The sequence below is a fragment of the Streptomyces calidiresistens genome (assembly GCF_014141525.1).
Taxonomy (GTDB): Bacteria; Actinomycetota; Actinomycetes; order Streptomycetales; family Streptomycetaceae; genus Streptomyces; species Streptomyces calidiresistens.
The window spans coordinates 1-1,433 of sequence record NZ_VKHS01001095.1 but is presented as its reverse complement, the minus strand read 5'-3'; the positions used below and the strand labels follow the sequence as shown (position 1 = coordinate 1,433).

The 1,433-nt window shown below is 76.1% G+C and carries 2 protein-coding genes; both read right to left on the bottom strand.

Annotated elements, in window-relative coordinates; genetic code table 11:
- Positions 1-885: cytochrome c oxidase assembly protein (locus FOE67_RS25655; RefSeq protein WP_323385519.1), on the bottom strand; the 885-nt coding region annotated here is incomplete at its 3' end.
- A gap of 38 nt (positions 886-923) precedes the next feature.
- Positions 924-1,433 (bottom strand): DUF2243 domain-containing protein, encoded by a 510-nt coding sequence (locus tag FOE67_RS31010; protein WP_323385517.1) that lies wholly within the window; start codon positions 1,431-1,433, stop codon positions 924-926.

Sequence of the window (1,433 nt, the reverse complement as noted above, 5' to 3'; positions counted from 1 at the left end):
CGGTACCTCCCCGGGAACCGCCCGCCCCGCCCGCGGGTTCGTTCGCCGTTCGGCCCGGCGTCGGGCGCGGGCCGGGACGCGCCCGCCGGCGGTGTACCAGCGGACGGCGAGGACGACGGCGAGCGCCACCCCGACCGCGTCGCCGCCGTGGTACATCAGCAGCGCGCCCGTCCGCAGGTCCTCGGCGTCCACGGCGGCGCCCGGCGGTGGATGGGCGTACAGGCTCTTGGCGAGCACCGAGTGGGCGGCGCCGGCGAGCAGCAGGGTGCCCCCGCGCAGCGCGAGTCCGTGCCGCCGGTGGACCGGGTCGAGTTGACAGATCGTGAACGCGAACAGCAGTCCGGCGGCGAACACGTGCAGGTGGACGGCGGCGTGGGCGAGGGGGTGGGCGTGCGCGGCGGACCACAGCGGGGTGCGGTACAGCAGCCACAGCGCGCCGACGTCGAGGAGGGCCGCGACCGGGGGCAGCAACAGGAACCCCGTCGGGCGGGACCGGGCGAGCGCGAGCGGCAGCCGTCGGAGCCGTCCCGGCGGCAGCGCCCGGGGCAACAGGCTCATCGGCCGGCCGAGGACCAGCAGCAGCGGGGCGACCATGCCCACCAGCAGGTGGACGGCCATGTGCGCGGTGAAGGGTCCGCCGGGGGCCCGGCCGAGGGCCGCGTACACCAGGGCCGCGCCCCCGGCGGCGAAGGACAGGTCCCGGAGCGGGGGCCAGGCGTCCCCGCGCCGGCGCAGCCGGGCGGCGGCGAGGAGATAACAGAGGACCACCCCGCCCACGAGGAACGCGGCGAGGACCGGCAGCGGGATCGGGGGCCCGGCGTGGACGCCGGGGATCGGCGAGTGGGCCGCGCCGGGGCCGGGCGACGCGAGCACCCCGGGGAGCACTTCCGGGAACCTCCACGGGACCATCGGCACCGGCCCGCTCACCGGCCCGTTCCGACCCGACGCCGGGCGCGCACGGCCAGTCCGGCCCCGATGGCCAGGAGAACCACCGCGAACGCGTTCCACGCCAGGTCGTAGGGAAGGAGGTCCACCCCGTACCGGATCCGGTGCACCCGCAGCACCTTGTGGTTGACCAGGCCGTCGAGGAGTTGGAAGGCGCCGGCGCCCGGGAAGAGGCCGGCCACCGCGTGGCCCCCGGACAGCGCGCCCCGCCGTCGCAGGTCGCACAGCAGGGTGAAGCCGGCGACGAGGGCGAGCAGTTCGGCGGTGTGCAGCAGCCCGTCCGACAGCAGGCCCACCGCCGGGGTGGAGCGGTCCCAGAAGTGGTGCCAGCCCGGGATCTGGTGGAAGACGATCTCGTCCACCGCCGCCATCAACCCCGCCCCGATCAACGCGCACACCCACAGGGAGCGACGCGGGCGCACGGATTCGGCGGGGGCGGAACGGGAGCTGTCTCTTATACACGTCTGACGCTGCTGACGAAGCTGCAA